Below are 25,186 nucleotides of genomic sequence, written 5' to 3'. Positions count from 1 at the left end.
TGTTTCTTACCTAAAATCCAAACTTTCCCTCAAAGAATTTCCCGATAAGCGGAACGGGTTTCTGTGCCTCATTAGCAGCCGCGATGATTCCGAGAATAAGTAGAACAAGCGGCAGGATACCCACCAATGAAATAACACTCCCGAGTGAAGGGATTATCCTAATAATTACGGTAAGGACAATATTGAGAAGGACCGCAAAAATAAATACCCCCAGCCCTTGTTCAAGATGATAAGAGGCTAATGTGCTTTTTGATTCGCTCCCTTTATGTTGGAAGTAGGCGATAATCCAGCCGATGATGGTCATGTACGCTACCATTGAAATTGTTTTCGCATTCATAATCTCTTGTTTTTTTGATGATATAAAATTGACGTAAAACATAGGAGCAAAGCTAGACCATAGGAAAGGCATGCCCTAGTTTCAAGCGCATATACAGCGACTACAAGTTTCCTAAAAGCGACTACAAAGCGTCTATGGAATTCGTATATTTGGCAAAAGGACTTTTAATTGTTTATATCTTTTTCCAATGGTTAAACCTCTGCTGCTTTGGCTGACAGCCGTCTTTGTTATTTTATTGGACCCATTTGATGCACAGGCCCAGTCTGTAGTCATAGACTCGCTAACTAGTATTATTGACAAACCTGCTACTTCGAACGGGGACCGTATAGAGGCAATGGTTCAGCTATCCCAGGTAATGGCTTCACAAAATAAAATGGAGAAGGCCATGAAAATAGCCAAGGAATCCCAACAGCTCAGCTATCTTGAAGCTGACGGGCGGTATGGTGCGCTTGTCCATGCGAGACTGGCCGCTTTGCGCGTAAATCAGGATAGCCTGAGCATCGCCTTTCAGGCCTTGGACAGCGCTGATTGGTATGCATCCCGTACTCAGGACAAGAGCATTCAGGGGCTGGTGCGTTTTCGCAGGGGCTGGCTGGAACATATCATCGATAACACAGACAAGGCCTATCAATACATGCTGGAAGCACTTCGTATCCTTGAAGAAGAGGATGCTCCTCTTTACAAAAGCAGCATCTACCATTATCTTGCCGCCATCCACGGCTATTGGGGAGATACTGAGAAACAGCTGTATTATAGTAGGCTTTGCCTTGAAGCAGCTCTGTCTAGTGCTGATCCTGATGCGATAACCAATGCCTACCTCAGTATGGGGTCCAATTATCTTTATCGTTTCCGCGAAACCAAGGATGAGAAGCAATTACTTGATTCTTCGAAATATTATAATGCATTGGTACTGAAACTGACCGATTCCCTTCAATCGAAGATCACTATGCGGAGTACCGGCGGAATAGCGGCCCTGAACATGGCCAATCTTTATTATGAATTTTATCCTTCTTCCTATAAGGACAGTGCCGAACTATACCTCAACAAGGCATTGGCATTGGGAAGAGAAGCCGATAATACGGAGATCATTGCCAACAGCTACGGGATTTTAAGTGAATTTGCTCAGAAAGCGGGTGATTATGGACATGCCGAGAACCTCTTACTGATGGCTTTGGAGGAGGTTTCAGCTAATACCAGCGGGGTGTTGGTCAAATCACGTATCACCAATGCGCTTTCCCGGGTGGCCGAAAAAATGGGCGATGATCTCAAAGCCCTGAAGTATTACAAACAGTACATGAACTTTGACAAGGAACTGTTTGACAGGGAGAAACTCTCCATTTCCCAGCAACTGGAGGCCCAATACCAATCAGAAAAAAAAGAATTGGAACTTAATGCCGCCAAACAGGAGACCGCGTTTACCAAAAAACTAAACCGGTATTACCTGGTGTTGATCATCGCCTCACTGGTGGGATTGTTCTTTTTGTTCCGCTCTTATCATTTTAAATTAAAGGCATCGCAACAACGTCAATTGCTGCTCATCAGCGAAAATAACCAGGCCAGGTTGCAGGCCTCCCTTAAAGAAGAGGAAACCGCCCGATTGCAGACAGAACGTGAGTTGATGCAAGAGCGGCTAGACCGGCTTGAGCGGGAGCTTCTCGCGGGAACCTTGCATGTAGAGGAAAAAAATACCTTGATGCAAAACCTGAAGGAAAAATTAGAATCTCTCGAAGGAAGTGACCCTCTTAGAAAACAAATCCAGCGTTTGCTGTCCGAAAATCAGACCATAGACAGGGGGTATGAAGAAATCAGGGCCGAATTTACCGATATACATCCTGAGTTTATCGCCGGACTCCAAAAACAGGCCAACAACAAACTGACCCGTTTAGACTTAAAATATTGTTCCTATATTTTAATGGGGCTAACCAATAAAGAAATCGCTGTAAAGCTCAATGTTGCCCCCAAAAGCATCAGGATGGCACGCTACCGGATCAAGCAAAAGTTAAAGCTGGACGAAAATGATAAGCTGGATTCATTTATTAGTGATTTAGGGATAACATCAGGGGCGAATCCTTAAGTTAGTCACAAAATGAAGGTGTATGATAACTCCGGAGAAGTCTGACTTTCTCTAGGTGCTCAGCCCATTTCTGGAAGATTCGGACGGCTCCGGATTCTCGTTCCCGGTAATCTTAGGGGAGGTATTGAAACAATCCTGTAGGCTGTTTTAGAAAGGAATCGGTATTCGAGGCGGGAAAATGTCATTTTTATTCCTTTTATTGCACAGGTCTTTTAGTTCTTTAAATCGAAGATTCGGGGCATAAGTAATTGGGGAACGACCAGCCAACTTCTTACCCTTTCATTCATATTGGAGCAGACTATCACTTATCTTAGGTGCCTACCCCACAGTATTGCGGGGAGCAAAGCGATTAAGGAGAGGGGTGGACCAAGATTATTTGGACAATTCAAATCCCACCCAGCTTCATTTTTTCCTCATCATACTTAGTGTAAACCATCCCAAAAGGCCTATAATAACTACCATAATTCCCCACAGGATACTTTTGTTTTCAAATAGGGGAGCGGTTTTAAAGACCGTTTTCTTTGTGATCTCTTTCTGATCACCTAAAACCAAAGTGGTCAGGTTTTCGGGTATCTTATCGACAAATTGCTGGATGTCGTAACTAGGTATCACAGCTTCATCATTACCATAGGCCAGGAAGTATGCCGCAGGTTGGGTAAACCTGACTACCATTTCATGTCCGTATCCGCTGACTTCAAAATCACTAAGGGTTAAAGGTTGGTTGTCCTGGTTTTGTATGCTGATTTTTAACTGTTGGAGAATAGTGCTCTGAAAGGTGAATTCATTTTCTTGCAGGGAATTCAACGTTGCTGATGTTAAGGTACGGTAGTTACGCTTCCAGCCTTGCTGGGTTTCTACACTGTCATATAAGTAGGAGATGGTTAGAGGCCGGTAATAATCAAATTCATCCGAGGCGTTGATTTTCAGACGGCTTACCGGTCTGGGGTTTTTCAAGGTCAGCTCAACTTCGGTCAGCTTATTTTGGGTGTTATTAAGATACTTCCTTTGCTGTATAGGAAATTGGTTAAATGTCCCTTTAAGATGCGATTGATTTACGATAGTGGCGCTTAGCAGATCAGGCTTTTTCTCACTTGGGATCCGCAGGCGAAAGTATCTGTAGCTGGCAGAGGGAAAGGATAGGTTGGTAAACTGAAAATCAGTCAGCGTATTTTTGATGGACAGAATCCTGTAGTCTTCCAGGATGCCAAACCAATCCTGTTGATTGTGGCTTCCTTCAAGCTGTACTTTCCAGTCGTAATTATCCTCTCTAAAAGCCAGTTTGATCAGGTTGATTGCTTCAGCTGAACTGACTTCAAAAGTAAAATAGTAACCTTTCGGCCCGTAAACGGAGTTGATGATTTTAGAGGGTATTTCTTTATCAGTTACCTGATCCGTTTTTATACGGAGTAGATAGGGAGCTTCAATGGTATCCTTGTCTTCCGTGATCCCATATATTCTCAAATCTGACAGATCTCCCCGTACCTTTCCGAACACCCCCTCAGGCAAAATGACCCGATGCCACTGATCGGAAATCCCGTCCAATTCCCGGGCGTAGCTGTATTGATCCAGCTGTCCATAGGAGTACGAATGAAACCAGAATACTATGAGCATGCAGATTTTAGCCTTTAGAGTCATCGGAGATAATGTGCTTGTATTTGTTGTATAGAAATGAAATGATCAACAAAAGAACCCCCAGGGATACAAAAACGATGGTTTTTGAGACTGTAGTTAGGTTGGAGATGTCATAGACAAAAAGCTTGAGGAGTGTGATGCCGAATAAAGCAATCGCTCCGATGCGTAGGTAAGCTTTCTTCTTCCAGATTCCCAATGAAATCAGCATAAGGGAATAGGATCCCCATAGGATACTCAAGCCTAGTTTATAGGTCTGGGAAGATCCTGCTATATCCATCCAATGCAGGAGTTCACTGCTCAGAATCCACAGAACGGAAACGTGTACCAGGGAGTCAAGTACGAGCTGGGTATTTCTATTGAAATAATCCAGTATCCTAAACTTGCAGCAGGTGTAAATAGCCAGCGCAACAAAAACAAACGACACATACCTGATCCAGAGGTTCATCGAGCTGACAGGATAATAGGCTGCCAAGTCCTGATCCAAATAGGAGAGGCGCAGTTCACTGAGTTCATAGAGCGATTCAGTCAAAAACAACAGGATTGCAAGCAGCCCCAGGCCAAAAGTGACCCGTCCCAATACATTGTTTTTGATCCGCTTGTAATTGATGTAGGATAGAATAGAGACAAATAAAAGGGAGTAGTTGTTCACCCAGATTGCCTTGAATTTCAACAGATCATAGTTCGAATACGAATCGTCATAGCCTTCATTGGGCAATACTATTTTGGAGGCTTCATATAGCTGATTCCAATACATCTCTATTTCTATACGGAAGGCATTGTATACACTGATCAATAAAATGCCGGGAATCGCAATGGAGATTAGTTTTAAAATCAGTCCATTGGGAGAAAGGGCTGAAGGGTGGTTTTTATTTCTGTGAAGTACAGTGATAAATACAAAAGCTGCGACAAACAAAACGGAGGAGAGGAAATTCACATTAAGTAAGGGTATACTTTGTGTGTTCGCATACCAATAGCCCAACATAGACCAGTCTTGAAGCTGACTTAGAAAAGCGAGTAACATCAGCGGGTAAGCTATTTTTTCATAGACCAGCACATGCTTTGCCCGTCCGATCCAAAATAGCAAAGCGGCTTCCCCGACCCATAGCAGCGTGACCCAGTTGCCATCCAGCTGAATAGGGACGGCAATCGTGATAAATACAAGTACAAGTCCGGACACAAGATAGAACAAATTGCTATCGGCAAGTTTTTTCCTAAAGACGACTACGCTGATCACAAAGTGAACCACCGCATTGCAGAGTGCAAATAATCCCAACAGCTGCTCGCCAGTTTCATGTGAGGAGAGCAGTGCATATCCGAGCCCAAAGAATAGGAAGGAATTGGCTAAGAGGAGAATGATGTCACTGCGCCCAAATTTCTCTGATCGCAAAAGTTTGTATGCCAAAAATGTCGCATAGAACAGCACAAAGAAGAGAGTCAGAAATTCCCAGGCTAAAAAGAAGTGACTGCCCATCTGGTAGGAAAAAAAATACCAGGAGGAATAGATGATCCAGGTCAGTCCAAACGCGGCATAATAGAGTTTTTTCCAATACTTTCGAAAGGACAAAGCCAAGATGCCTACATTGATGATCGCTATGTAACTGAAGAATACTGCTGCATTTCCGCTACCATCACTCAGCAACATCGGAACGGCATAAGCTCCCACCAGACCGATAAGGGCGATCACCTGCTTGTTGTATTTGATGGATGCTACAACGGTGAATCCAGTGAAGACTACCATCAGGGCAAATGCCACAAGCTGGGGGATAAGAGCATAAAGGTCATAGGCCAGGTAGGTGATGAAGTACATAATGGCTATTGCCCCACTGACGAGTACAGCGCTGAAATTTTCATATTTTTCTTTCAGCTTCATCCCAAACCCCAATAGTCCAACTCCCATCAGGTAACCCAGGATTATTCTTGTAAGTGGGCTGATCAGCTCATGGTCAATAGAGTACTTGGCGCCTATGGCCACACCGATGATGGTAATGGCAATGCCTATTTTATTAATCAGATTCTCTCCGACGAATTTCTCAATTTCTGATTTGGTTCTCTTTTTCCGAACCTTAGGAGAACTTGTCCCACTGAAAGCTGAGGAGGGGGAAGAAGGACGAAAAGGTTTGGGGTTCAGTGCTTCAGATGTCCCCTCGCCTGGAGGGATTCCTGTAGAGGTTGGGCTTGATAAGGCTGTGGTCGAATCCGGATTTAACTTGTTGATTTCTTGACGCAGGATCTCTATTTCCCTTGAAAAGTCTGATTGCCTTTTCAGCAGCAGATCCAGCTTCTCAGAGAGAATAGTTATTTGATCACGTTTTTCTGTCATGCAGTGGTCTTAAGTGATAGGTATGGCTCAATAGCTTCGCCGGCTAAGTGAAGATAGTAAATTTAGTTGAATGTTTTTCGTCTCGTAAGGAGCACTATACTCTTCAGAAGTCTGACTTACCAGTCTTCAAAATCCATCCTTTTTTAATGTGAGCACAAGATTGTTTAAAGCCGCTTACCTCCTTTAATCATAGAATTCGAAGCGTGATAACCTGCCCTTGAAGCAAATCAATCCTGAGAGGAGGATCGCTTGAGGTAGCTAAGGCACTAGAACGTGTACGAAGCTATATAGCAAGCATTAAATCAGAATACTGATTGCCAGATATAGTTTAATTCTTTGCACTACACTCCTTATGGAGAACACAAACATTTTATTTTAGTACAGCCATACCCCCTCTCCTAAATTGAATGTCCTGTAGCGCAGCATATCCGGAAGGATAGGATGAGGTAAACTGCACCAATTTTTATAGGATCCGTGCGGCCTTAATGCCGGAAACAGGTAAATAGCCTTTGACATTGAAATCAAAACGATAGTACTAAACGTGTACCTCTTCAGGTGTGGTTGGGGAGGTAATTTATTAACTTCCCAACCACACCTGAAGACCTGTGGACAAGGGTGATACACGTAATAAGCTAGTTGAAGTTCTGTAAATACAGGTGTTGTAAAACATACTACCAAATTTAAGTGACCAACTAAGTTCAAAAAATATTTTTAAAATAGTAACTTTTAAGTTACCTTTGGGTGATGGAAAAAGTAAGGGAAGTTATCCAGTATAAAGGGTATTTCGAAGAATTCTTGCTCAAACAACCGAAAAAGGTCCAGGACAAGATATTTAAAGTAATCGAAATAATCGAGACTTTTGAAAGAGTTCCCTCCACTTATCTGAAAGCACTTGTCGGAACTAAATGACTCTACGAAGCCCGAATAAAATTAGGCTCGGACATTTGGAGAGTCTTCTGTTTTTTCGACAAAGGAAAATTGGTAATACTCTTGAACGGATTTACCAAAAAATCGCAGAAAACACCAAAAAAAGAAATCGACAAAGCGGTCGGACTAATGAATTCATACTATGAAGACAAAAACAAATAAGATGGACACCAAGAGTTGGAAAGAAATCAAGGACACCGTTTATGGAAAAAAAGGAACGGAACGTAGAGACGGATTGGAAACAGATTTTGAGTCTTTTAAAATCGGTTTGCTTTTGAGAAATGCACGGGAAGAAAAAAACCTTACGCAGGAACAACTGGGCGAATTAGTAGAGAAAAAACGGACTTATATTTCACGAGTAGAAAACAACGGCAGCAATCTGACCTTGAAAACGCTTTACGAAATTGTGGAAAAAGGTCTTGGCGGAAAAGTTACGATTTCAATCGAAGTATAAAAAAAGTACGTTTTGCAACAACGTTACCACCGTGCTTAAGGGACTTTATTCACGGAGTACAGCATTCAATGGTTTTCATGAATGCTTCGTATTTCATCCGTTGGAACGATCATCTTTTTGGTCTATGTTCACCATTCATGGCGCGCACAAAACCTAAAATGCATTTTAGTCAGTCGCTTGGCGTCACTGCTGAAAAGCTGCCTCAAATCAACAAAAACCAAAAAATAATTCGCGCAAGCTACGCATAAGAAGTATAACTAATGGACACAGGTTTATTTCAGCATATCAACAAATTTGTCTCCATTGAAGCGTGTGAATTTGAAAAAATCATTCTGTATTTCGCTCGAAAAAAAGTTAAGAAGAAAGAACTTCTAATGCGTGCAGGAGATAAGGTGCTTCACGATTATTTTGTACTGTCAGGTAGCCTGCAAATGTTCTTTATAGACAATGATGGCACCGAACACACTATACAATTTGCTTTAAAGGGCTGGTGGCTGGCAGACTATTTAGCCCTTCAGAAAAAGGAGCCTACCGGATTCTATATACAGGCAGTAGAAAATTCAGAGCTACTAAGCATATCCCCGACAAAACGGGATGAACTTTTTTGCGCTTTTCCAAAAATGGAATCTTATTTCAGGGCGGTATATCAAATCGCTTACGGAAGTTACCAAACAAGGATGAAATATATCCTGAGTTATTCCAAAGAAGAAATCTATTTCAAATTCAGGGATTCCTTTCCGGAATTTGTAAACAGTGTTCCCCAATATCTTATTGCAAGTTACCTCGGTCTTTCGGCGGAATACGTTAGTAAATTGAGACGCAGGGACATTTCTTGAACCCGTTCAATTTTTCTCCGTAAGGCACCCTGTACTTTTGCCATACATCAGTTACAATTAGATATGGCACAGCGATTAAATTACAGCGTACATTTTCCCGAAGCTTACAACAAACTCCTGGAACTGGATAGGTTGGCTGGTAGTTCAGGGTTGGACAAGCTCCTGGTCCATCTTGTAAGATTGCGGGCATCCCAAATCAATGGTTGCTTGTTTTGTATAGACATCCATACCAAAGAAGCTATCCGGGAGGGTGAAAGACCCTTGCGGTTACACCACTTACCGGGCTGGCAAGAATCCCCACTGTTTTCAGAACAGGAAAAAGCAGCCATGTTATGGACAGAGGCTTTAACCCGACTAAGTCCTGAAAGCACAAAAGATGAAGTTTATCAGTCCGTAAAATCCCATTTCAGTGAATCCGAACTCACCAAACTCTCACTATTGATAGCCCTTATCAATGCACTTAATCGCTTTGGCGTGGGGTTTCGGGCCGAACCGGGGTCGGTTGACAAAGTCTTGGGCTTAGATAAAGTGGATCTATAGGAAGATGCTTTTATCAATTGAACAAAAATTGATAATGTAGGTCAGCCTTGGACCAGGTTCACTGTTTCCAGTGCATTTATCCGCAGTACCCAATAGACCAGGCTTTTGAGGAAAACCGGGTCTCCTAATACATTCTGGGGAAATAGGAAAGAGTTTCTCATCTGCTCAACTAAAGTAAATAGCTCCGCCCTAATAGCCCTTACTGGCATTCCTGGTGACTTTCGAAAAAATCCCCCGTCCATATTGGGCAGGGGATTCGAGATTTCTACCTGGGGGCTTCCGGCAGCGTTTCAATCCATGCATCGATGACCGCATTCATCCATTCGATGGTAAACATCCATGTGGGTACGCTGCCTCCAGTTGTCTCCACTGCCCCATGTTCGGTCAGTTCCTGCAGGTTCAAATGTTCTACATTCATGATTTTTGAATTTAATGGTTAAACAAAGATTAACGTGTTATACAACGGTATGAACATACCGACACCTTCGGAGAAAAGATGGTTTACATATCCGCATAGGATGGTTTAGTATCCGTTTTTCAGTGTGTTGTGGAAAGTGACGGTCTTCTAGGAACGGATAATGTTTTTGCCTGGACGAAAAGAAATTGGTTTCAGACGGAAAGTAACCAGTGGTCTGAGAACAAGAAAAGGCAGGTTATTTTGGCATGATGAAACGAATCTTTCCTGCCGAAATCATCGAATTTTCCCTTGAAAGCCATTTTCACCGGCACGGTACGGGAACCAAGATCATCTACCAGTTGATCGTGTCATTTTTGGTTATAGGCTTCGTCTCCCTATTTTTTGTTAAAGTGACCGTATCTGTCAATGCAGTGGGGGTACTAAGGCCGATCAGTGAGCGGAATACGGTCAAATCACCAGTTAACGGGAGGATCAATGAGGTATTTGTCCTGGAAAACCAGTATGTGAAGGCGGGGACGGTGTTGTTTACGCTCCAGGCAGACCTGCTGGAAAGACAGGACGGATATGTAGCTGAGAGGCAGCGCGAGTTGAGAAAGCGGATAGCTGACCTTACCCAGTTGACCGGGATACTGATAGGAGAGGAGCTGCCTGAACTATCTCTGGCCACTTCACTTTATTTGCGACAGTACAACCTGTTCAGACAACAATTGGAAGAGGCTAAATTGAACTTGATCCAAGCGCAGGTCCAGTACGACCGGCAGAAAAAGCTGCACCAGAGTAAAGTGATCCCCGATATGGAATTTGAAAAGGATGTGTTCGCGTTGGAGAAAGCGGAGTCGCAGTTACGGATTTTGCATGATCGGCAAGTGAGCCAGTGGCAAACTGAGCTGAACCAACTGCACTTGGAGTCGGCCGAACTGACTGCCCAAAAAGAACAGCTGGACAAAGAGCGGGAGTTATACACCGTGGAGGCTCCGATGGACGGTACCATCCAACAGTTCAATGGAGCGCAAACAGGAAGTTTCATGATTTTGGGAGAAACCCTGGCTGAAATTTCGCCGGATTCCGGGCTGATCGCTGAGGTACAGGTGCTGCCCAGGGATATTGGCTTGCTACGTACCGGGATGCCGGTACGATTTCAGGTAGACGCGTTCAACTACAACCAGTGGGGAATGGTAGAGGGGCGTGTCCTGGATATTTCTGATGATGTTGTGATGGGGCAGAACAACACCTTTTTCTTTCTGGTGAAATGTGCGCTTGATCGGCACTCGTTGACTCTGCCCAATGGCTATGAAGGCAAACTCAGGAAGGGGATGGGCCTTCAGGCCCGTTTTCAGGTGGCAGAGCGGACACTGTCCCAGCTTTTACACGATAAGGCAGATGACTGGCTCAATCCAAATCTATAAGCTTACCTGATGTCTAAAATAAAAGTAAAGCAGCATGATATGACCGACTGCGGGGCAGCCTGCCTGGTTTCGGTTGCCAACCATTTTAGGCTGAACCTGCCAATAGCCCGTATCCGCCAATATGCATCGACAGATAAAAAAGGAACGAATGTGCTGGGACTGATTGAGGCGGCGGAGAAGCTGGGGTTTGTGGCCAAAGGAGTGAAGTGTCCATGGGACACCCTACCCCAAGTTCCACTGCCTGCCATTGCCCATCTGGTAGTGGGAGAAGGACTGCATCACTTTGTGGTGGTATATCGGGTCACCAAGACGACCGTTCATGTGATGGATCCCGCCGATGGACGCCTCCATAAACTTTCCCATAGTGACTTTAAAGCTAAATGGACCGGAGTATTGCTGTTGTTGGCACCGGGAAAAGAGTTTAAGCAAGGAAGTGAAAAAGTGTCTGTCCTCAGGCGTCTGGGTTTCCTGTTGCACCCGCACCGTAGTGTGTTGCTACAGGTATTGGTGGGAGCGGCCTGCTATACGGTTCTGGGACTGGCTACCTCCATTTTCCTACAGAAAATAGTGGATCAGGTCATCCCGAATGCCAACCGTAACCTGTTGAATCTGATGGGAGTGGTGATGGTCGTGCTGCTACTGGTTCAAACTTTTATCAACCACGTCAAAACACTACTTACCATCAAAACAGGGCAGCATATTGATGCCCGGCTTATTTTGGGTTACTATAAGCACCTGCTCAGGTTGCCTCAACGCTTTTTTGACACAATGCGTACCGGAGAAATAATCTCCAGGATCAATGATGCAGTGAAAATCCGGGTTTTTATCAATGATGTACTGATCACCTTTGCAGTAAACTGCTTCATTGTTGTTTTTTCTTTTGCCTTGATGTTCAGTTACTATTGGAAACTGGCCCTGGTCATGCTGTTGGTGGTACCCCTGTATGCGTTGATTTACGTGATCTCCAATAAGATTAACAGGAAGACCCAACGCAAGGTCATGGAACATTCTGCCGACCTGGAATCCCAGTTGGTGGAATCGGTAAACGCTGTGGGAACAGTGAAGCGGTTTGGGTTGGAAGAGTATGCCAACCTGAAAACCGAAAATCGGTTTATCCGCTTCCTGGACACCATGTACCGTTCTTCGGTAAATGCACTGTGGATCGGCAATTCAGGCCAATTTACCTCGGGCTTGCTCACAATAGTGTTGTTGTGGGTAGGAGCGGGTTTTGTGCTCGATACGCTAATTACGCCGGGTGAACTGTTGTCGTTTTATGCGATTGTCGGCTATTTTACCGCGCCGGTCAGTAGTTTGATCGGGATGAATCGCACTATTCAGGACGCAATGATCGCCGCCGACCGTTTGTTTGAGATCATGGATCTGGAGCAGGAAGAAGCCGGGAAAAGAGCAGACCTGCTTCCAGAAATGGTGGGGGACATTCGTTTCAAAGGGGTACAGTTCCGTTACGGGTCCGGAACCAAGGTTTTTGATAACCTGAATCTGGTTATTCCAAAAGGAAGGATCACGGCCGTGGTCGGGGAAAGTGGTTCGGGGAAGACCACGCTTCTGTCTATTTTGCAAGGAATCTATCCGATAAGGGAGGGAAGTATTACTATCGGGGATTTTGATATCCGTTATCTCAGCCACGAAAGCCTGCGCCGCGTGGTGAGTGTGGTGCCCCAGCAGATAGACCTGTTTGCCGGCAATGTGATCGAGAATATTGCTGTGGGGGACTTTGATCCCGATATGAACCAGCTGATTCAGGTGTGTACCAGTTTGGGAATGATGGAGTTTATCGAAAAACTTCCGGCTGGTTTCCATACGTATATCGGTGAAAACGGCGCCACTTTATCCGGTGGCCAGCGTCAACGCTTGGCTATCGCAAGGGCTTTGTACCGTAATCCGGAAATACTGATCCTGGATGAGGCCACTTCATCTTTGGACCCGCTTTCCGAACAATACATCCAGCAAGCTTTGATAAGTATGCGTGACCAGGGGAAGACGATCATCCTGATTGCCCATAGACTCGGGACGGTGGCTCAGGCTGACCAAATCGTGGTGATGCGATCTGGGACTGTTGTGGAAGAGGGCAGCCATCTTGCGTTAATGGAAAGAAAAGGAGATTATCACCAGTTGTGGCGTCAGCAAGTCCCCGTATTTCTGAGCGAAGTGTGATCAATCCGAAAAAGTGAACAGGATTTCCCTGCTGTGGTGCCTTTGGTTTGTTTATAGTCTGTTTTCGAATTTTTTCCTGCAAAGCCGAGGTACACTCACAGGAGGGCATTTTGAAGCGGTGATGCCGAGCTCTATCCGGAACATGATGATACGATGTGTTGAAACAGATACAAACCCAAGGTGATCGCTTTCTGGATTTGTTGCCACGTTTCTGAATTGTTCGTTGAGGTAAGGTCTGTGCTTTGCTACCTTAGGTTTGTTGCGCAACAGAAATAAGTTTTAGTTATTTTATTCACGTATTAAAACCAGAAAATCATGAATTTAGAACAGTTGAATGTAGTAGAGCTCAGCTCCGAGGAATTGGTGGAAACAACAGGAGGGAAAGCTGAACCTGTACGGAACTTTGCTTTTCTTAACATGGCATGGACTGATGCAATGGTATATTGGGATCTAGACTATTAAATGTTGTCCTAATATCTTAGTTAATTTATATGGCGCCGGTATTGATGGCTCCTTTTTCTAACTAGTTTTAGTTATTTATTCACGTATTAAAATCAGGAAATCATGAATTTAGAACAGTTGAATGTAGTGGAGCTCAGCTCCGAGGAATTGGTTGAAACAACCGGCGGTCGTGACTTAGCTGCGATCTTTGCGGTGACACCCGAAGCGTATAACCGGCTTTTGGATGCGGTATGGGAGGCGAATGGATGGAACTAACGTTTAAGCACAATGATTCATGTGCCGGCACCTTTTTTATGTAAAAAAGCATGCACTGTTAAAGCGGTGATACCGAGTGCTATCTGGAAAGTGTTGAAACGCATACAAACCCAATGGGATCGTTTTCTGGATTTGTTTCCACGCTTCTGAAATGTGCCTTGAAGTGAGGTCTGTGCTTCACTACCTTAGATTCGTTGCGCGACAAAAAGTTTTAGTTATTATTCACGTATTAAAATCAGAAAATCATGAATTTAGAACAATTGAATGTAGTGGAGCTCAGCTCCGAGGAATTGGTTGAAACAACCGGCGGTTACACGAGAAGTGAATTGGATATGATCTTTATTGTTGTGGCTACTGACAAGTTGGTTGAGATGGGTTGGAACTGGTAGTGTAACGTTTCAGTACAATGATTCAGGTGCGGGTATTGTCCGCACCTTATTTTTGAAGAAACCTGGCATGACATTCAAATGGCAGGCTCGCTAAATTATCAGGAATTGAAGATTTTGATTAGCGCTCACTTTTAGTGCATCTTACTTAGCATCATTTCTTCAATTCAGAATTCCTGTCATTACACTTATGAGAAAATCATGTTGTCAGGCAGGACCCTACTGCTTTTCTTTATTGTTTAATTTTTTCTGATTGGATGTGTTCTTCTGTTTCAACTCCAAAACAAAGTCCATTTGACTGTTTTTGTGATTCAGATAGCCCTCATAGGTTTGGGCTAGCGTATGATCCGGAATAGTGTCACGGTAATAGTTATGATTTTCTTTTTTGGGGATGTCCTGCTCAATATTGTCTGTTGAAAATGTGGTGACCCCGCTCCCCGGGATCTGTAATTCCGGGGACAGTTATAGGGATTAGATATTTTTAATGTCGAATAGCCAGAATAACAAGAATAGTCATATTTCATTATTTTTGACCAGATATAACCAATGAAAATGAACAATAGCGTTGAGATTCAATATTGCACCCAATGCCGTTGGATGCTGAGGGCTGCCTGGATGGGACAGGAACTACTAAGTACTTTCGAGGAGGAATTGCATGAGTTGATCCTCCGGCCCGGAACCGGCGGTATATTTGAGATCAGGGCAAATGGTAAATTGATCTGGTCCCGGAAAACTATGGGAGGATTTCCTGAAATCACCGAATTAAAGCAACTGATCCGTGATGAAATAGCTCCGGAGAAGTCCTTGGGGCACGCTGACAGGAAGAAGCAGTAAGCATAGAAGAAAAACATCCCTTAAAACAGGTGCAGTATAGCACTCTATCGCTGCAAACTGGTTTGCAGTATTCCTATTTGTATCAGCATAGCTGAATTGGCAGGGGAGATACATTTTATTTAACCACACCAAGATATACGGGTTAAAACCTGACGGATAGTTAGCTACGGTTTGTGATCAGTTTGGTATCTATTAATTTGCCCGTATAATTTAAATCGATCTGATAATGATATTTTTCTACGGTACCCGGAGTACACATCTCAAAACTGCTCCGCTGGATGATCCCCAAATACAATGTCAGCATTGCCATACGGCGGGAAGTATGACCATGAGTGTTTTTGGGAAGTATGCGCATTTCTTCTGGATTCCCCTGTTTTCGATAGGAAAGACAGGGGGGACGCAGTGTAACCATTGCAAACAGGTACTACGGAAGAGAGAACTCTCCCCGCAGCTGAAAACCACTTATCAGGAGTTGAAGTCAGCCACCAAAACACCTGTCTGGTACTTCTCGGGACTTATCCTTCTTTCTGCCCTGATAGTACTGCCTTTGCTTGCGTCGATGGTCTTCCGGATTTTCGGTTAACATTACTTTCTAGACCGGAGCAAGTCTGGTTTATTCTTTCTTATCGCTGTAATGCTGTTAATGCCAATGTACCCATTCCCAGACTAAGATTTCTGGTTCCTGATCAAAGGAAAATGAGGATTACAACACTGTTCAACTGGTAGTGACTGTCTCTGAAAGCCTGCTTTCCGGTAACTATAAGGTTGTTTTTCTGGATGAAGGTTATGAGTTCTGCTAGGCGGTGAACACTGGTGGCGCTCTGTTATTGAAATACGGATAAACACCCGAAGTTTACCATTAGCAGGTTTCTGACAGCGGATAAAAAATCTGCTGTGTGTTAACAGAAGGTCAATCTTACTTTCGCCGGTGATTGTGGTACCCCCATTTTAACAGTTACCAGACGTAGGATCATTCTGTTTTGACTTTGGACAGGTATTGTTTCGGGAAGTTTGGCTTTTAGGAAACATTGCCTATAGGTCTTTTTTGTTAAGGGAGGCAGCTCACTGGGGCAAAATCTAAAAGTAAACTGCATTCAGGGTCACTAAAAGTAGAGGTTCTTATATTTTAAAAAAGAACAATAATTTTCAAGTAAGTAAAAGATGATCAGAACACTTATAATCGAAGATGAACCGGCTATCAGAAAAGAAATTGAATGGCTTGTAGGCAAGGAGGAGGATTTGGAGTTGTGCGGTTCGGCTGCTAGTGTTGACGTGGCTTTGGAATTGATCAGCACATCAGACCCTGAATTGGTGTTGATGGACATCCAATTGACAGATGGAACCGCTTTTGATATTCTGGGAAAGATGGAGCGGATACCTTTTTATATTATTTTTATTACGGCTTACGATCATTATGCTATCAAGGCCATCAAGTATGGGGCATTAGATTATTTGTTGAAACCTCTGGACGAAGTAGAATTACAGACAGCATTGCGAAAAGTAAGGACAGAACATTTGGACGAAACTATGCAGCGGCAACAGGTTAAGCTAGCCAAGTCCCAGTTGGAAAAGAATGGGCTAGACCTGGAAGATCAGATTGTATTGCATACGATGGAATACCTTCAACTGCTCCAACTCAAAGAAATCATCTATTGCAAAAGTGAGGGCAGTTACACCACTTTCATACTTACTGGCAAGCGGGAAATCATGGTTTCCAAACCTTTGAAACATTATCATGAGCTGTTGCCCGGAAAGTGGTTTTTGCGCTCTCACCAGTCTTATTTGGTCAATACACTGTATATTGACCGGTATATAAAAACAGGGTATATCATCCTGAAAGATAAAACATCAGTTCCTGTTTCTGTCCGTAAGAAGGAAGAGGTATTGCAGAAACTGATGAATGGATGAGCCAAAGATTCTCAGACTCTATCCAAACCCGCAGGTAAGAAATGAGCTTCTTAAGTAACTATGATCTGCTTAAACAGCTTTCAGTGATTTTGGTTTTGGTCTTGTTGTCTTGCTGTGAAAAAAAAGCCAGGGATAAGAAACAACTTAGGGCAGAGGCCCTGGAAGTACTGAAAGAACTTGAAAATGAAAGCCAAAAACTCTCAGGTGATGAGCAAACGGTTTTTTGGCAAAGAAGACTTTCCCAAAAACCCTATTCGGGGGATTCGGTACTGAGCGCCCGTATCCACTATCGTCTAGCAGGGTCTTATTATTATAAGGGTGATCTGGATTCTATTAAATGGCATATGCGTAAGGCTTGGGACCTTATGGAAAGCCAGGATGGTCCTACAGAAATGATGGCTCTGTTGAATTATGGTCAGGGGAATATAGCCACCATAGAAGGCAACCTGCATCAGGAGAATTATTACTTCAACCATGCTTCCCAGATCATATTTTCTGATACACTGATCGGGTTGACCCCGGTTCAGATAGCAAGTTTGTATTTGGCTACAGCCCAGTCAGATGCCAATTTAGGCCAATATAAGCAGGCGATGGAGTGGAACAGGAGGGCGATTAAAACATTGGAATATGACAGGGCTCCTGTTGCATTACAGTATAGGGCATTCAGGCAATTGGCAAATAACTATCGTGTATCCAGTGATGACAGTATTGATTCGGCTTACCATTATATGCAAAAAATGGAAGCCCTCAGCCGGCGGTATCCAGATCAGGTGAACCCCCGTTTTTTGTACGATGAAAAAGCACATTATTTCACAAAGATTGAGCAACTGGATTCTGCTGTGGTCTATCATCTCAAGATCTTGGAGATAGATAAACAGACTGTTGAGTCCGCCAATCCCCATCCCAGCTTTTTTTCCAACTTATTTAAGGATTATGTTTATCTGTCCGATAGCTATTTGAAGTTAAACAGACAGGGACTTGCACATCAATATATGCAGGAAGCAACCCGGTTTTTACAGGAGGAAGAAAAGTACCTGACAGACGCAGATTACGTATTGTACCAGGAAGCTTTGGTGGATTATTTCTTTTTGACGCACCAATATAAAAAAGCATACCAGGAGTATAGCCGGCTTCTGGATAAAAACCAGATACTCTATGAAAACGAGTATGCACAATCGATCGCGGAAATGTCCACTATATATCAACTGCAGGCCAATGAAAGACGTATCCTGAGTTTAAACCGACAGGTGCTGCTCTCAGAAAGCAAATTGGCCCAAAACCGCTTACTGTTAGTCATATCAGGACTGTCGGCTTTGCTGGCCGTGGCGATTGTGGCGATATTGTATATAGGAAAAAAGCAATTGAGGCTTAAGGAAGAAAAGGAAAAGGTGCAGCTGCAAAAAAGTGCCATAGAATTAGAACAACGCCTGCTTCGGACGCAGATGGAACCTCATTTTATTTTTAATACGCTTTCAGCATTGCAGAGCTATATAAGAATAGAAGAAAAGGAAAAAGCACTTCGGTATCTGAATAAATTCAGCCGGTTATTGCGTAACAGCCTGGAGCTTTCACGGGAAAGCCAGGTGCCCCTGGAGAATGAAATTGAGACTTTGGCGTATTATTTGGAACTGCAGCGGATGCGTTATGATGAAACTTTTGACTTTGAGATCCATCAGCCAAGTGGTGAGGATATCGTAAACGTATTGATCCCTCCGATGCTTATCCAGCCTTTTGTGGAGAATGCTATAGTGCATGGTGTAGCCAATGCCGCCGGGCGGGGAATGATTTCAGTAGCATTGAAACTTCAAGAAGAATCACTTTTTGTGAGTATTGTCGACAATGGACCGGGAATCAAAGCTGTAAAACAGAAACCTGACGGGAAAAAGAAATCCCTCTCCACGACCATAAGCCGGGAGCGTTTGGAAATTTTAGCCCGTGAGAAAGGAGTAATGGTCCAGGTAACAATTCTGGATAGACACGAAATGGACAGCACCCTTACCGGGACAATAGTTGAATTGATTATTCCGGTGGAGAGTGATTTTTGATTAATAACCTACTTTTTCTTTAATAAAAAACCGCTTTCGGATACAAGTCTAAAGAACTAAACCAGTTGGCCTTCTATTAAAATGGAAAATCAGGTAGTTGCTATTTTCCAGAAGTTTAAAAAACCGGTACGGTTGTGAAAAAGCCGGATTTTAGGATGTGGCTATTCCTGGAACCTATGAGCACCACAGGTCACTTAGTTTGCGCTGTCCTCTCTATGGGATAGCTAGGTATAGACTTCGATAGATGTAGGTATATATACTGCCATAATAAGCCAGGAAAAGTCAGGAATTTTGTAGGTTTATCTACCTGGAATTTACTGAAGAACTTCCTTAAGGTAGCGATATTGGATAAATCAGCTCTAATTAAACCCATGCTTAATCATCTCATCACCTACAAAAGCAACAGAATTGTCCTTTCACATGAACGGAAGAAAAGGACAGTGCTGGACATATATCCCGACCATCATCTCCTGACCCATGTAAAAGAGGGGATTTTGATTTTAAAGCAGGGAAGCAAAGAATACTGTTTTACGAAAGGTGATTTTGTGTTGCTCAAAAAATACGCTCAGGTAACGATCACCAAAACCTGGGATGGAGAAGGCACCAAGTTCTCAAGCATTGTATTCTCGTTTCATGAAGACCTGGTACAGCAGGCTGTCAGCCAATTGGACATACAGGTTGAAACTAAAAGCCATCAACAACTTGAGAACATCATTGCCATTAAACCTAACCCGGTTTTAAACCAGTTTATTCAATCACTCAACTTGTTTTTTGATGAGGGACAGAAAATGGATGGGCATTTAGCCAAGCTGAAAACCCTAGAAGCCTTAATAGGAATTATACAAACCCATCCAGAATTACTTCCTCAACTGCGTACCTTTTCTGAAAAGAACAAAGCTGACCTACATCATTACATGAAGTATAACTTCCTTAAAAACAAAAAGCTCAAAGAATTTGCTTCAGAATCAGGAAGAAGTCTCAGCGTATTTAAGAAGGACTTTGAATCCATTTACAAAACCTCCCCAGCCAAATGGCTCAAGCAAAAGCGACTGGAACATGCCTATAAATTACTGACTGCCACGAACCGAAAACCCATGGATATTTACCTTGAGTGCGGCTTTGAGGACCTGGCGCATTTTAGCAGATCATTTAAAAGACAATTTCAGATCAATCCTTCTCAAATTAAGACCTTACAGACAAGTAGATAAGTCTTTTTAGACAAGTTTCAGGAGCTCACCACACCTAGTTTTGTACTTAAAATAATCATTAAGTATAAGATGAGCGTATGGAAACAATAGTAGTGACGGGTACCAGTTCAGGGTTTGGCAGAATGCTGGTCCATGAGCTTGCCAAAAGTGGGCTATACAGCGTAATCGCTGCCATGAGAAATTCAACTGCCCAAAATAATGCTATAAAAAAGGAACTGGAGGAGCTGCCCGGTGTAAAAGTAGTAGAGATGGACGTCACCTCTGACGAGCAGGTAGCTAAGATAACTGCGCAAATACTGGAAGAATTCCAGTCGATAGACGTGCTGATCAACAATGCCGGAGTATTTGGGGGTGGATTACTGGAAGCGCACAGCATCCAACAGGTCCATCGCCTATTTGAAGTCAACGTATATGCACCATTGAGATTGATGAAAGCGGTGCTGCCTTCCATGAGGAGTAGGCAAGATGGGTTGATCATCACGATGTCCAGCATGTTGGGATTTTTTTCCATTCCGCTCAACGCAGTGTATAGCGCTTCAAAATTTGCTTTAGAGGGATTGGTAACAGGTTCTTATCCGGAGCTCATCCAAAAAGGAGTTGAAAGCATTTTGGTAGAGCCAGGTTCGTTTCCCACCGAGCTCTATCAGAAAGCGGGAATCAAAGCGGACCTAGCAGGGGTCACCGCCTCCTATGATGGGATGGCCGAGCAAATGACAACATATGCCAACGTAAAGGTGAGTGAGGCGCTGAAAAAGCATCAGCCGAAGCCAGAAGAGGTGGTAACAAAGATTATCAGCCTGATAGCCATGGAAAAAGGAAGCCGGCCACTGCGAAACCCTATAGACCAAATTTCCGGTGAAGCTTTTTCAAACCAGGTGGCTGAGGAGCTCAACACCCTCGCCCGGAAACAAATGGCTGCTTACGGATTTTAATTGCAGGTGATATGATCAAACTATATGTATTATATGCCGGGAGTATGATCTGTACAGATGCTTCCCAGCTAAATGATAAACTCACCCGACCGGAAAAAGTGTCCTTGGCAAATCCTATTTTCCTGATAAAGCACCCCCAAGGATACCTGCTCTGGGATACGGGATTACCGGACGGACTAGTTCATGAAAAGCAGGGAACGGAGAACTGGATATTTCAGCTCCAAATGCACAAAACGGTGAAAGAGCAGCTGGATGAATTGGGTTTAAGCCCTGAGGATATCGACTACCTCGCATTTTCGCATATGCATATTGACCATACGGGCAATGCCAACGCTTTCAGTTCAGCCACTGTGATCATGCAGGAAAAGGAATACAATGTTGCTTTTGACACAACAAACAAGCCCCACAATTATGCCGACTATGAGGTTTTGAAAAATTCAAAACTCATCAAAATAAATGGTGATTATGACGTGTTTGGGGATGGTTTGATTCAGCTGATTGCTACTCCGGGCCATACTGCCGGACATCAGTCTTTATTGGTCCGGCTCGAGGAAACCGGTCCGGTAATTCTTTCAGGTGACATCGCTTATTACCAAGAAAGTTATGTGAACAACGGACTCCCCACTTTTAATACAGATAGGGGGCAAAGTATAGCGTCTCTGGAGAAAATCAAAAAAATGGTAGAAGAACAAAAGGCTCAGTTATGGATACAGCACGACCAGGCCCGATTTGATTCTCTGAAGCTAAGTCCTGCCTGTTATCAATGACTTGGGATCTAATTTTGAATCCTTGACTGTATCCACTATAGCCTCAATCGGTATAGGTATTCTTATGATCATCAAAAAATAACGACACTATGGAAGCAGAAGAAATAAAAAAAACGATCACCCAGAACTATGTGCACGGTGCATTTAATGAAACGGACATCCAGGCTTTTAAAACCGTTTTTCATCCTGAGTTTGCAATCATCAATATTCAGGAAGATGGTAAGTTCTTTTTGTTTAGCCGCCCCATGTGGGAAGAGGTATTGAAAAAACGGAAAGAGGATCCGGATTTCAACTATGCTACCATCGCTTTGGTACCGGAATTCAAAAGCATCGAGGTTGTGGAAGGCAAAGCAAGTGTAGTCGTAGAGCTATTGCGTGATGGAAAAGTAATCTACACTGATTTTCTTTTGTTGGTCAAGATAGCTAAGGAATGGAAGATCGTGTCAAAAATTTTCAACCAGTACTAGTATAAGATGCGGTGACAATCAACTATTTTCGATTTCCTTACCCCGTCTATTTGCTGTTTTTCAGCTGTTCCTCTAATAAAGTAGTTGTTTCTCTTGCCTGTGGGGCATTGCCTAAGGCCGACGTTTTGTTTTCTCAGCCATTCCACCATCCTACACGTGCAGCACCTGTAAATCAATAGACTGGTTGGAAAACTTCTTTGCCGGAATACGCAACAATTGCGATAATGCGTATGGGTACAGCTAAAATCCGAATACCCCAAAGCCGTATCTCATGTTTCCTTGCTTACTGCTTATGTTTATTCACAGCTAACGAAAATTTTTTTCTCGCTATCATAGGCAAATTTAAACCTGATTTGTCACCTATACCAGAAAACAATTCCAAAGCGATGATGGGCAAATGTATTCGCAATAAACCGAGCTCGCTCAGTAGCACTGAACTCCAGAAACAAAAACGATCTAACGACGCTGTATGATATCCCAGTTCATTTGTTTAACCGCTTGAATTGGTTATTCCATTTCAGTTCAGATAGAAAATATCGCCGTTTTACATCTCATTTCTTCCTGGTCAGCCAACCCATGTAAATTGAGGATTGAAAAAAGCGCAGCGGTTCTTCAAATCCGGCTTCCTGGCATAATTCCGAAATCCGTTCTTCTGAAACCGGATATAGTTCATTTTCTATTCTATTCAGGCGGTTGCTTATTTGTGCTTCGTCCAGACCGTCCGGCAAAAGGAGCCTAAGTACTTTAAGGTTCTGCCTGATCTGATTTTTATTTCCCGTGATATCCAGCATGACCAGTGTAGCACCCGGGACCAATCTGTCAGCAATGTCTTTAAGCAAGGCCAGTTTATTTCCATTGTCCTCAAGAAAATGCAAAACCAACAACAGTGTTCCTGCATTGTATTTCTTTTCAATGGAAAGGTCAGTCACCAACCCTTCAACCAGCGTCACATTTTCACAGGAATGAAATTTGTCACTGGCCTGGCTGACCATTTCAGGTGAAGGATCAACACCCGTTATTGACCAGTATTCAGCCGAATGAACAAATCTATCCATTTCGTTTCCTGTGCCGCAGCCAACCACCAACAAATCTTTTACCGGTGTTTTGCTTAGTAGTTTTGGTAAACAGTCCAAAAAATAATGGTAGTTGGGTATCCAGGCATCTACAAACTGATTATAACCTTTTGCCCTTTCGTTTTCAAATAGCTCTACGTTGTTCATTTTTATTGTATTAACAGCCTAAAATTGAAAGAAACCCATGTCTTTGAATTCAATGTCCGGATCTTGCAATACTGGCGGTTTGTTATTCAGTCGTTCTTCTTATCAAGGAATTTTTCAATCATCGGAACTACAAGATCACTCTCTTTAAAGTCAGGTGTTAGGGTTGTGATTTCCCCGATATATTGGCCATGTCCGCCCGGAATTATCGCCAGTTCAGCGTTTGCAATTTGTCTGTGAAGTTCAAGTGCATGTTCTGGGGTAATCACATCTTTATCTCCGATTATGATCAAAGTCGGTGCTTTTATGGATTCGAGTTGCCCGTCTTCAATGTCTTTGAAATTAATCATCCGCTTTGCATCCCTGTCGTGCATTACCTGTAGGCCATTGGAGTCCGGTGTAGCCTTCATGTAGGCTTCCTTTAATTGTTCGGGCATATTTTCCAGCCGGGCATTTTCCATAAAGCCCCAAAACCATTCAGGGACTCCGTTGCGTTTGGCAAGTGTAGAGCCTAAAATTAGTTTATTGACCAGTTCAGGGTGGCGAATGGCAATCTGCAAAGTGGTTGTTCCCCCATTACTGAAGCCTAGAAAATCCGCTTTGTCAATGAGTAGATTTTTCAGGAGTGTAGCAACGTCATCTGCATCTTGTTCAAATGAAAGGTCAGCGTTTCGGTCGCTGGTTCTTCCGTGGGCCTGCAATTCTACGGCTATTACCTGTCTGTTTTTTGCGAATAGCGGAATGACCTTTTCAAAGTTTGACTGTATGGTTGATCCACCACCGTGGATGAGAACGAATGGTTTACCCTGGCCGTAAATCTCGTAATACATTTGCAGTCCGTTCACTTCGGAATAGCCGGTTTTTTTTATGTCCTTAGGTGCTGAAATCTGCATAGTGTTTTCTGTTTCTTTTTTGTTGTTACACGCTGCCAAAGTCAAAATTGCCAGTACAAAATAGGTTAATTTTCTTTTCATATGACTGTAATTTTGTCTTTAAAAGGCCATATGGAATCTCGCATGAATTAAAGTCATCCCGGTGTGTGTCGTTTTCGACATGCTCGATTTCATGTATCTTTTAGTGTCGCAGATTAAGCAACTTAACACACAAAGGAATAAGTCCTATTGAAACTGCTATAAAAATTGCTACTCTCACATAGTTGAGTATTTGCCAAAGCGAAGTCCGGTCTATCAGGTCTGTTGCCATTGCCGGGGTTTCTGCTACTTTTTGAAATTCAATAATGTTGGGTGCGAAATAGGATAGGGTCCAAACCCTGACCGCAAAATGGACGACGAATAATAGGAGCAGCCAGTTTCTGACCGGGTCAATTTTCCAGCAGAAAATGATGGCAAGGATGAATGCAATCTCGTGCAGTGAATGCATTATTATCCAAAAGAATTTCAAACTTGCCCCACGGCCGTCCACTAAGAGGTTGAAGTTCTCCGATGGGGAAGCTGTCCACTTGGGGACGAATACAAGGGTTTCAAAAATCTGCGCCCCGTTCATCAAAAAATAAAGGAGTGTGGTAATGCAAAGCCATGTTTCGGCCCTTGTCAGGTATAATGCTGTTATGTTTTCCATTTTGTTCA

Annotated in this window: 25 protein-coding genes and 1 pseudogene; 19 read left to right on the top strand and 7 right to left on the bottom strand. The window is 43.2% G+C overall.

The window, feature by feature from the left end:
- Positions 1-10: 10 nt before the first annotated feature.
- Complete coding sequence (locus tag AS141_RS12335; RefSeq protein WP_057938204.1) at positions 11-337, bottom strand: import component protein; 327 nt, start codon at positions 335-337, stop codon at positions 11-13.
- Positions 338-524: 187 nt separating this feature from the next.
- On the opposite strand from AS141_RS12335, the gene AS141_RS12330 reads away from it, so the two are divergent.
- Complete coding sequence (locus tag AS141_RS12330) at positions 525-2,411, top strand: helix-turn-helix transcriptional regulator (RefSeq protein ID WP_057937977.1); 1,887 nt, start codon at positions 525-527, stop codon at positions 2,409-2,411.
- A 402-nt stretch (positions 2,412-2,813) separates the two neighbouring features.
- Here the strand turns inward: AS141_RS12330 and AS141_RS12325 are convergent, their stop codons facing one another.
- Positions 2,814-4,022, bottom strand: a complete 1,209-nt coding sequence (locus tag AS141_RS12325; protein WP_198293540.1) for a DUF3999 family protein — start codon at positions 4,020-4,022, stop codon at positions 2,814-2,816.
- Positions 4,023-4,029: 7 nt separating this feature from the next.
- Entirely contained in the window at positions 4,030-6,363 is a 2,334-nt protein-coding gene (locus AS141_RS12320; protein WP_057937975.1) for a DUF2339 domain-containing protein, read from the bottom strand.
- 744 nt (positions 6,364-7,107) lie between these two features.
- Here AS141_RS12320 and AS141_RS27290 point away from each other — a divergent pair.
- From AS141_RS27290 to AS141_RS12300, 5 genes and pseudogenes are all read left to right on the top strand, one after another.
- Positions 7,108-7,272 carry a hypothetical protein gene (locus AS141_RS27290; protein ID WP_317043037.1) on the top strand — a complete coding sequence of 55 codons (165 nt, stop codon included), beginning with the start codon at positions 7,108-7,110 and terminating at the stop codon, positions 7,270-7,272.
- Positions 7,273-7,284: 12 nt separating this feature from the next.
- Positions 7,285-7,452: pseudogene (locus tag AS141_RS27285) on the top strand (type II toxin-antitoxin system RelE/ParE family toxin); the annotation flags it as partial.
- The gene (locus AS141_RS12310) at positions 7,433-7,744 is read left to right on the top strand and encodes a helix-turn-helix domain-containing protein (protein ID WP_232424893.1); all 312 of its coding nucleotides are present in this window, start codon (positions 7,433-7,435) and stop codon (positions 7,742-7,744) included. The pseudogene AS141_RS27285 and the gene AS141_RS12310, both read left to right, overlap by 20 nt.
- Positions 7,745-8,004: 260 nt before the next feature.
- The gene (locus tag AS141_RS12305; protein WP_057937974.1) at positions 8,005-8,580 is read left to right on the top strand and encodes a Crp/Fnr family transcriptional regulator; all 576 of its coding nucleotides are present in this window, start codon (positions 8,005-8,007) and stop codon (positions 8,578-8,580) included.
- 63 nt (positions 8,581-8,643) lie between these two features.
- On the top strand, positions 8,644-9,120 hold the full coding sequence (locus AS141_RS12300; RefSeq protein ID WP_057937973.1) for a carboxymuconolactone decarboxylase family protein: 477 nt from the start codon (positions 8,644-8,646) through the stop codon (positions 9,118-9,120).
- A 265-nt stretch (positions 9,121-9,385) separates the two neighbouring features.
- Here AS141_RS12300 and AS141_RS26580 read toward each other — a convergent pair whose 3' ends face one another.
- Entirely contained in the window at positions 9,386-9,538 is a 153-nt protein-coding gene (locus AS141_RS26580; protein WP_157243461.1) for a hypothetical protein, read from the bottom strand.
- 245 nt (positions 9,539-9,783) lie between these two features.
- Here AS141_RS26580 and AS141_RS12295 point away from each other — a divergent pair, with 245 nt between their 5' ends.
- The 13 genes from AS141_RS12295 (at position 9,784) to AS141_RS12245 (ending at position 22,383) form a co-directional block, all read left to right on the top strand.
- Positions 9,784-10,944, top strand: coding sequence for an HlyD family secretion protein (locus AS141_RS12295; RefSeq protein WP_057937972.1), 1,161 nt, complete (start codon positions 9,784-9,786; stop codon positions 10,942-10,944).
- Positions 10,945-10,953: 9 nt separating this feature from the next.
- Complete coding sequence (locus AS141_RS12290; protein WP_057937971.1) at positions 10,954-13,119, top strand: peptidase domain-containing ABC transporter; 2,166 nt, start codon at positions 10,954-10,956, stop codon at positions 13,117-13,119.
- A gap of 315 nt (positions 13,120-13,434) precedes the next feature.
- Complete coding sequence (locus tag AS141_RS26575; RefSeq protein ID WP_157243460.1) at positions 13,435-13,581, top strand: hypothetical protein; 147 nt, start codon at positions 13,435-13,437, stop codon at positions 13,579-13,581.
- 102 nt (positions 13,582-13,683) lie between these two features.
- A complete protein-coding gene (locus tag AS141_RS26570; protein ID WP_157243459.1) occupies positions 13,684-13,836 on the top strand; it encodes a hypothetical protein in 153 nt (50 codons plus the stop codon).
- Between the two features lie 245 nt (positions 13,837-14,081).
- Positions 14,082-14,225, top strand: a complete 144-nt coding sequence (locus tag AS141_RS26565; RefSeq protein WP_157243458.1) for a hypothetical protein — start codon at positions 14,082-14,084, stop codon at positions 14,223-14,225.
- Between the two features lie 549 nt (positions 14,226-14,774).
- Positions 14,775-15,056, top strand: coding sequence for a SelT/SelW/SelH family protein (locus AS141_RS12285; protein WP_057938202.1), 282 nt, complete (start codon positions 14,775-14,777; stop codon positions 15,054-15,056).
- A 226-nt stretch (positions 15,057-15,282) separates the two neighbouring features.
- Positions 15,283-15,639 carry a zinc-ribbon domain-containing protein gene (locus tag AS141_RS12280; RefSeq protein WP_057937970.1) on the top strand — a complete coding sequence of 119 codons (357 nt, stop codon included), beginning with the start codon at positions 15,283-15,285 and terminating at the stop codon, positions 15,637-15,639.
- Between the two features lie 578 nt (positions 15,640-16,217).
- Complete coding sequence (locus AS141_RS12275; protein WP_057937969.1) at positions 16,218-16,964, top strand: LytR/AlgR family response regulator transcription factor; 747 nt, start codon at positions 16,218-16,220, stop codon at positions 16,962-16,964.
- Between the two features lie 41 nt (positions 16,965-17,005).
- On the top strand, positions 17,006-19,009 hold the full coding sequence (locus AS141_RS12270; RefSeq protein WP_057937968.1) for a sensor histidine kinase: 2,004 nt from the start codon (positions 17,006-17,008) through the stop codon (positions 19,007-19,009).
- A gap of 371 nt (positions 19,010-19,380) precedes the next feature.
- Entirely contained in the window at positions 19,381-20,217 is an 837-nt protein-coding gene (locus AS141_RS12260; RefSeq protein WP_057937966.1) for a helix-turn-helix domain-containing protein, read from the top strand.
- A gap of 77 nt (positions 20,218-20,294) precedes the next feature.
- Complete coding sequence (locus tag AS141_RS12255) at positions 20,295-21,149, top strand: SDR family NAD(P)-dependent oxidoreductase (RefSeq protein ID WP_057937965.1); 855 nt, start codon at positions 20,295-20,297, stop codon at positions 21,147-21,149.
- 11 nt (positions 21,150-21,160) lie between these two features.
- Positions 21,161-21,916, top strand: a complete 756-nt coding sequence (locus AS141_RS12250) for an N-acyl homoserine lactonase family protein (protein ID WP_057937964.1) — start codon at positions 21,161-21,163, stop codon at positions 21,914-21,916.
- 89 nt (positions 21,917-22,005) lie between these two features.
- Positions 22,006-22,383, top strand: coding sequence for a nuclear transport factor 2 family protein (locus AS141_RS12245; protein ID WP_057937963.1), 378 nt, complete (start codon positions 22,006-22,008; stop codon positions 22,381-22,383).
- A gap of 551 nt (positions 22,384-22,934) precedes the next feature.
- On the opposite strand, the gene AS141_RS12235 is transcribed toward AS141_RS12245, so the two are convergent.
- The 3 genes from AS141_RS12235 to AS141_RS12225 all read right to left on the bottom strand — a co-directional run bounded on the left by AS141_RS12235 (position 22,935) and on the right by AS141_RS12225 (position 25,178).
- A complete protein-coding gene (locus AS141_RS12235; RefSeq protein ID WP_057937961.1) occupies positions 22,935-23,603 on the bottom strand; it encodes a class I SAM-dependent methyltransferase in 669 nt (222 codons plus the stop codon).
- Positions 23,604-23,689: 86 nt separating this feature from the next.
- Positions 23,690-24,574, bottom strand: a complete 885-nt coding sequence (locus AS141_RS12230; protein ID WP_057937960.1) for an alpha/beta fold hydrolase — start codon at positions 24,572-24,574, stop codon at positions 23,690-23,692.
- 100 nt (positions 24,575-24,674) lie between these two features.
- Entirely contained in the window at positions 24,675-25,178 is a 504-nt protein-coding gene (locus tag AS141_RS12225; protein ID WP_057938201.1) for a hypothetical protein, read from the bottom strand.
- Positions 25,179-25,186 lie beyond the last annotated feature (8 nt).

This window comes from Algoriphagus resistens (genome assembly GCF_001442615.1).
Lineage (GTDB): Bacteria > Bacteroidota > Bacteroidia > Cytophagales > Cyclobacteriaceae > Algoriphagus > Algoriphagus resistens.
Note: the sequence above shows the minus strand (reverse complement) of the source record. Positions and strands in the feature narration are given on the sequence as shown.